Genomic DNA, 6918 nt, shown 5'->3' with positions numbered 1-6918 from the left:
TTGTATCTTTGCACATGAGAACGCCGGTATTAAGTTTATTTTTAACACCTTAAAGTTAATGCTTTTCTTGCAAATATACAAGAAGGGCGTTCTCTTTTTTGTGGAGACTATGAATTATTCAGGCTAAGACTTCATATCCTCCGAACGCATTAATTGGAAGTCCTTCTTGACGTAAAGAATAACTATTCAACCATATTTCTGCTCCATCATTGTGCAAATTCGTCACTTCATTTTTATTGTAAGCGATGTTTGCAGCCACATTGAAAGTAAAATCATTTTTTGACAATTTATATCCCAATTGCATTTCAACACCTTTATTTGTTACTTCACCAGCATTTTGATATGGAGCTTCCAAACCATATAATGTACTAACAGGTAACTTCATCAAAATATCATATGTCTTTTTCCAATATGCATCCACGGATATTGTAAACATATTCTGTAAGAAACCTGCATCCAAACCTATATTTGTAGTTTTTGATGTTTCCCATTTTAAATCACTATTAGCTCCTGCTACAGGTGCGACACCTTGATTAACGGTACCACCAAACGCATAATTCTTTTGAGATAATACTGACTGATATGGATAATATTCTATGTATGCACGAGTATTTGTTCCTAATTGTTGATTACCTAACTTACCCCAACCTCCACGAAGTTTCAAATCAGACAACACATCTCGCGTAGATTCCATAAAAGGCTCATTGATAATTCTCCAAGCTGCAGAGAATGAAGGGAATGTTCCCCAACGAGTCTCACGACGGATTCGAGATGTACCATCACGACGGATATTTGCCTCAAACAAATATTTATTATCATAATCATACGTTACCCGACCAAAGAAAGAACGCAGTGCATACTCATTTGCAGATCCTTGTGCAGTCTGTCCATCTGGAGAACCGGCATTCAATTCCCACAAATCATTGTTCAAAAAATTGATACGTTTACCAATTGTCCAATCTCGACGACTATATTCTTGAGAAAAACCAGCCAAAGCACCAATAGTATGTTTTCCAAAAGTATTATTATATGTCAACAAGGTTTGCAGACTCAACATCATGTAATCTTCTCTATCATCAGTCTGGCTATTAGGTCCTTGGTATTGAGTTGGTTCTCCAGTTTTCCAGTTATAATATTGAATATCTTTCAAGAATGTTTCGTCAGTATCACCCGTATGCTCATAACCAATCACTTCCTGAAGCTTTAACCCTTTAATAAACTCATATCCAACATTTCCAACAGCCCGAGTTGTATAATATTTTTGATTATGGATCGAACCAGATTCAACCCATGCCATCGGACTTCCATCTGCTATATAGCCATAATAACCATTGGAATACTTATAAGGAACAAACGGTGCTATACGATTAATTTGGCGAAGAATCTGATAAAAGTCACCTGTCCATGAACTGATTGGTTCATTTGTATTACCATAAGTATATGAGAAATTCACGCCAGCAGAAAACTTTCCTATCGTCGTATTGATATTTCCTCTCAGATTATAACGCTGAAAGTCTGAATTATCAACAATACCATCCTGTCCTAAATAACCTAAAGAGAACATATAAGAAGTTGTCTCACTTCCTCCACTGACTTCAGCTCTATGGCTATGCTGAAACCCCTTGTCTTTATAAAATAATCCCAACCAATCGGTATTCGGATAATTATCCGGATCACTTCCATTCCGGAATAATTCAATCTCTGCATCACTATACAATGGCTGTTTTCCCTCATTGATCAATGCTTTATTATACAATTCCGCATATTCATGAGAAGGTAAATATTCTGGCAATGCCGTAGGTGACTGCCAACCAACATAACCATCATATCGTAATGTAGCCGCTTTTTTACTACCTTTCTTTGTTGTCACCAAAACGACACCATTAGCTGCACGAGAACCATAAATAGCAGCTGATGCCGCATCTTTTAAAACAGAAATACTTTCAATATCATTTGGATCAATATCATTGATGGTAGAAACAATCAAGCCATCTACAACATACATAGGGTTGGCATTGTTTAATGTCCCAACACCTCTAATACGAATCGTTGAATTATCCTTTCCTGGCTGTCCACTATTCTGTACAACAGTCACACCAGGTAACATTCCTTGCAAAGCTGTAGATACATTTGTAACCGGTCTATTCGACAATGATTCAGAATCTATTGCAGCAACAGAACCTGTCATATTAACTTTTTTCTGGACTCCATAACCAACAACTATCACTTCTTCTAATGCTTCAGAATCTTCCTCCAAAGAAATAGAGATCTTGGTCTGATTTCCAATCAAAATCTCTTGACTGGCAAATCCTATATAAGAAACGACCAAAGTAGTCCCTTTTTCTACATCCAAAGAAAATTTACCGTCCTTATCGGTAATGGTTCCGTTTATAGTTCCTTTAACCACTACATTTGCGCCAACAATCGGAGTTCCTGTCACATCCAAAACTGTTCCTGAAACAGCTTTTTTTTGATCAACTCCATTAAAAGTCGTTTTTTCAACGTGGTAATTCACATTTCCTTTACACAATAAAGGATTTCCTATTATTAGTAAATATGCTAATAAAGGAATTCCACTTAGTTTTAAATTTTTGCGTCTCATATTTTTAATAGTACAACACTTCGGTAAATTTTCACCGAAAATTTAAAAGTTAAACAATAGAACTAGCAAAAGCCGGTTCGAAAACATTAAAGAGGTCATTGAAATGTTGTCAAAAACGAATGGTTAAGCATGAGAAAATGTACTAAAAAAAGGATAACCTACTGATAATAGAGGTAAAAAGTATTGCATAATTTGTTTGTTTTTAGTAAATTAGAAGTTTCTCAACTCTTCTGATTATGACTAAAGAAACACTCCTTATGCAATACCAATCTGAGTGCCTGTTGGCTCTCAAATCTGTTGCGAATATACACAAACCTTTTGAAAAGACCTTCATGGATACCATGAAATTATTCATGGCCATCCCGGATCGTATAAATTTCCTCCAATTGGGCAGGTATGGATGTTTTTCGGAACAGACATACCGTAACCTTTTTGAGTATGAAACATTCGACTGGTTTGCGTTCAACGCCTCTATCATCAGCAAGCATCTCACAAGTAGAAGAAAAGCCATCGCCATCGATCCTTCCTATATCCCCAAGTCCGGTCATAAGACACCTTGGATTGGTTACTTCTGGTCAGGCTGTGCCGGGGATTATAAGCGAGGATTGGAAATCATGGGCATCGGTGTCATTGACATCGACAACCATGAATGCATGACTTTAGGCTCCATTCAGACGCCGGACTGTAAGACCTTGGATAATATGGGCAAGAACCTGGTTGACTGTTATAGCAGCTATCTTATCAGTAGAAAAGACAAGCTACAGAGCATATCCACAACGGTGGTTGCAGACGCATTCTTTTCCAAGGAAACTTTCATAACGCCTATGTGCGAGAACGATTTCCATGTCATCAGCCGCTTTAGGAACGACGTGGTCCTGTACTATCCGACATTGGAAAAGAAAACAGGAAAACGTGGGCATCCCAAGTGGTTTGACGGCAAAATCGACTTTGCCAAATTGGATTTGACCCGGTGCAAGGAATATGAGGTGAACAAGGGAAAACTATACGGATTGAGGGTATATGTAAAAGCCCTCAAAAGGTATGTTTCCTTGGCCGTCTGGTATCCGATGGACGGGAGGACAGACAAGTGGCAGCTTTATTTCTCTACAGACGATTCCATGGAGGGACGCGAAGTCCTGGATTATTACAGAACCAGGTTCCAATTGAAATTTTGCTTTAGAGATGGAAAGCAGCATGCTGGAATTACCAACTGTCAGTCAACTGACTTCAGAAAGTTGGATTTTCACTTCAATGCATCGCTTGCTGCTGTCAACTTGGCCAAAGCGGCATGTAAGAGGCTCGGAATAGTCTATTCTATATCCTCTTGCAAGTCATTCATACACAATGCTTATATGCTTGAAGATTTATTTGCGTGTTCGGTATTCAGCCGGACACGACATTAATTGACAAAATTTTCAAAGAACTCATTTTATTTACTGCCAGAGCCGCTTAGGCTTGGCGATTTTTTAACGAACTATTGAATAATAATACCTTTATACAATGTTAGAGTTGATAAAGATTTACAAACACAAAGTAAATTATGATTTCATTCTCGACAGGTATTACATTGATGGCAAAAAGTTTTAAATACGGAACTGATTTTTTAATAATGTGTCAAATTGGGAACTAGACAATTTTATTCTTCTCCTACCAATTCAGGAAACTCCTGTTTCAGTATTTCTTTTGCTTCCTCATAATCATTTTCCATAACATCTCTCCTAAGAAGGATAATAACATACTATCCTGATGTTTTTGCACTACTTAATGCAAGATTTTGCATTAAGTAATGCAAACTTCTGCACTGCTGAATGCAAAGGATTGCACTACCAAATGCAATAGTATAAGCAATGGAATACAAAACAGCTTACCTGCCCACATCGTATTAAATACAAAAAGGCTGGACTCTCCTTGTATAACAAGAGAATCCAGCCTCTTCTTTTAGATATAGAAACCTCTATTACAATGTAAATTCTCCTTCCAGCCGGATATCATCCGAAGCTGCTCCAACCATGACTTTAAAGTCTCCTGGTTCTACCACTTGCTTCATTTCCATATTATAAAGAGACAGTTCTTCTTCACCCAATGTGAAAGTGACTTTCTTACTTTCACCTATCTTCAGGGAGATACGTTCGAAAGCCTTTAACAGGATTGGGGACTGAGAAACAGAGGCTACTTTGTCACAGATGTAAAGCTGGACAACTTCTTCCCCGTCACAGTCTCCGGTATTGGTAACCGTACAACTGACCGTTTGCAAGACATCTTTTCCATTACCTTTCTGCAGTTCCAATTGACTGTAATCAAACTTAGTATAGCTCAATCCATAGCCAAATGCATAAAGAGGCGTTCCTTCTTCTTCGACATAGGCACGCTGTTTTCCCTGTGAATAGAATAAGGGTAACTGACCTTCGCTGCGGGGTACGGATACAGGCAAACGTCCGGCAGGATTATAATCGCCAAACAAAACATCTGCTATAGCTGCCCCACCCTGTTCACCCGGATACCAGGCAGTAAGCAACGCCTGTGCCTTTTCCGAAGCCAGGTTCATATTTAATGTACGTCCCTGGATATAAATAACAACTAATGGTTTGCCTGTGGCAGCTACCGCCTCCAGGAGTTTTTCCTGATCGCCCAGTAAACGCAATGTGCTACGGTCATATCCTTCGCCACAATCCATATCCGACAGGAGTTGGTTTCCATCATTAGAAACATCCGCTGCACCTGTACCTATATATTTTGTCTTGAAATCGCGGGCACTCGAACCACCGACAACCAAAACAACTGCATCGGCAGCACGGGCAGCTTCCACCGCTGCCGGGATATTACTGGTCGTTACATCACGGATTGCACAGCCTTTTACATAATTCACTTTCGTTGAAGGAGAAACGGCTTTTCGTATACCATCCAGTACTGTAACAATCTCTTCACGTTCCTGAGGAGCCGTGTAGTCACCCAACTGGTTATACATCATATCCGCATTCGGACCGATTACAGCTATACTTTCAATATTTTTTTTCAGAGGCAATACACCTTCATTTTTTAGTAAAACAATCCCTTCACGGGCAACTTCGCGAGCCAGTTCTTTGTGAGTTTTTGAACGTACCACCTGTTTAGCCTGTTCCGGTGAAACATACGGATTCTCAAACAACCCCATGCGGAATTTCAGACGAAGGACATTAGCGACCGCTCTGTTGAGGTCATCCATGGTAATAGCACCTTCTTCCAAAGCTTTCTGAAGATTCTTTCCATAAGCATTTCCTCCCAGGTCCATATCAAGACCGGCTTTCAAAGCCAGAACGGCAGCTTCCTTATTATTTTTCGCCACTCTTGCCCCGACAATGCCTTCGATACTTGTCAAATCCGAATAAACGAACCCTTTAAAACCCCATTGATCACGGAGAACATCCGTCAATAAATATTTATTAGAAGTACAGGGAATACCATCGATAGAATTATAGGAAGTCATAATCGTTCCAACCCCTTCTTCCACTGCTTTCTTGAAAGGAGGCAGATAATCGGAAAATAACTGACGCATACCGACATTGGCACGTGCACCGTTATGTCCGGCTTCAGGAATGCCATAAGCGGCAAAATGTTTCAAGGTAGAATACAAATGCTTTCCGTCATTCTGCGATTTCCCCTGCATACCTTTCATAAAGGCAACCCCCAGATGAGTTGTCAGCACAGGATCTTCACCGAAAGTCTCTTCCATACGTGACCAACGTGGTTCACGGGCAATATCCAGCACCGGACCATAACCGATGTTGGCCCCCTGTGAACGTGCTTCCAGGGCAATAGCTTCTCCCATCCGATGCATTAACTCTGCATTCCAGGTACTTGCCTGAGACAAAGATGTCGGGAAGACAGTGGTACCAATCGCCATATGTCCGTGAGGACATTCTTCTGCAAACAGCACAGGGATTCCCAGACGGGTTTCTTCTACAGCATATTTTTGCAAGGCATTCAATGCTTTAGCTGACAGTTCCGGATTTAATCCTGTCTCCAAAGTCTTTTGTGTCCAGGGATCGGCGCGGAGGACTGCCCAGAATGAACCGATAGGCATCGTCTTCATCCGTTCTTTATAGAGGTCGGAAGCAACAACGCCGTTTTCCGTTTTAGTATACATTTCCCAACCAAGCGGACAACATAACTGACCGACTTTTTCTTCAACCGTCATACGTCCTATAAGATCGTTTACTCTGTCTTCAACAGGAGCCGTAGCCTGCTTGTATAACGGTTGTTGCGCCACGGCCTGTCCCGCACAAATGGCAAGGCCGATAATTAAAGTTGTTGTTTTACTCATATAACAAGTTATTTTA

At 40.2% G+C, this 6918-nt stretch carries 2 protein-coding genes and 1 pseudogene; 1 reads left to right on the top strand and 2 read right to left on the bottom strand.

What is annotated here, in order from left to right; translation table 11 throughout:
• Nucleotides 1-118: 118 nt before the first annotated feature.
• The gene (locus NBH15_RS22445; RefSeq protein ID WP_250823598.1) at nucleotides 119-2602 is read right to left on the bottom strand and encodes a SusC/RagA family TonB-linked outer membrane protein; all 2484 of its coding nucleotides are present in this window, start codon (nucleotides 2600-2602) and stop codon (nucleotides 119-121) included.
• A 236-nt stretch (nucleotides 2603-2838) separates the two neighbouring features.
• Between NBH15_RS22445 and NBH15_RS22440 the strand changes: the two are divergent.
• Nucleotides 2839-4055 (top strand): annotated as a pseudogene (locus NBH15_RS22440) (transposase family protein).
• A 504-nt stretch (nucleotides 4056-4559) separates the two neighbouring features.
• On the opposite strand, the gene NBH15_RS22435 reads toward NBH15_RS22440, so the two are convergent.
• Complete coding sequence (locus tag NBH15_RS22435) at nucleotides 4560-6902, bottom strand: glycoside hydrolase family 3 N-terminal domain-containing protein (RefSeq protein WP_250823596.1); 2343 nt, start codon at nucleotides 6900-6902, stop codon at nucleotides 4560-4562.
• Nucleotides 6903-6918: the final 16 nt, after the last annotated feature.

The sequence above is a fragment of the Parabacteroides caeci genome (assembly GCF_023656795.1).
GTDB lineage: Bacteria > Bacteroidota > Bacteroidia > Bacteroidales > Tannerellaceae > Parabacteroides > Parabacteroides segnis.
The sequence above is the reverse complement of the archived record's forward strand: the minus strand, read 5'-3'. Positions and strand labels throughout refer to the sequence as shown.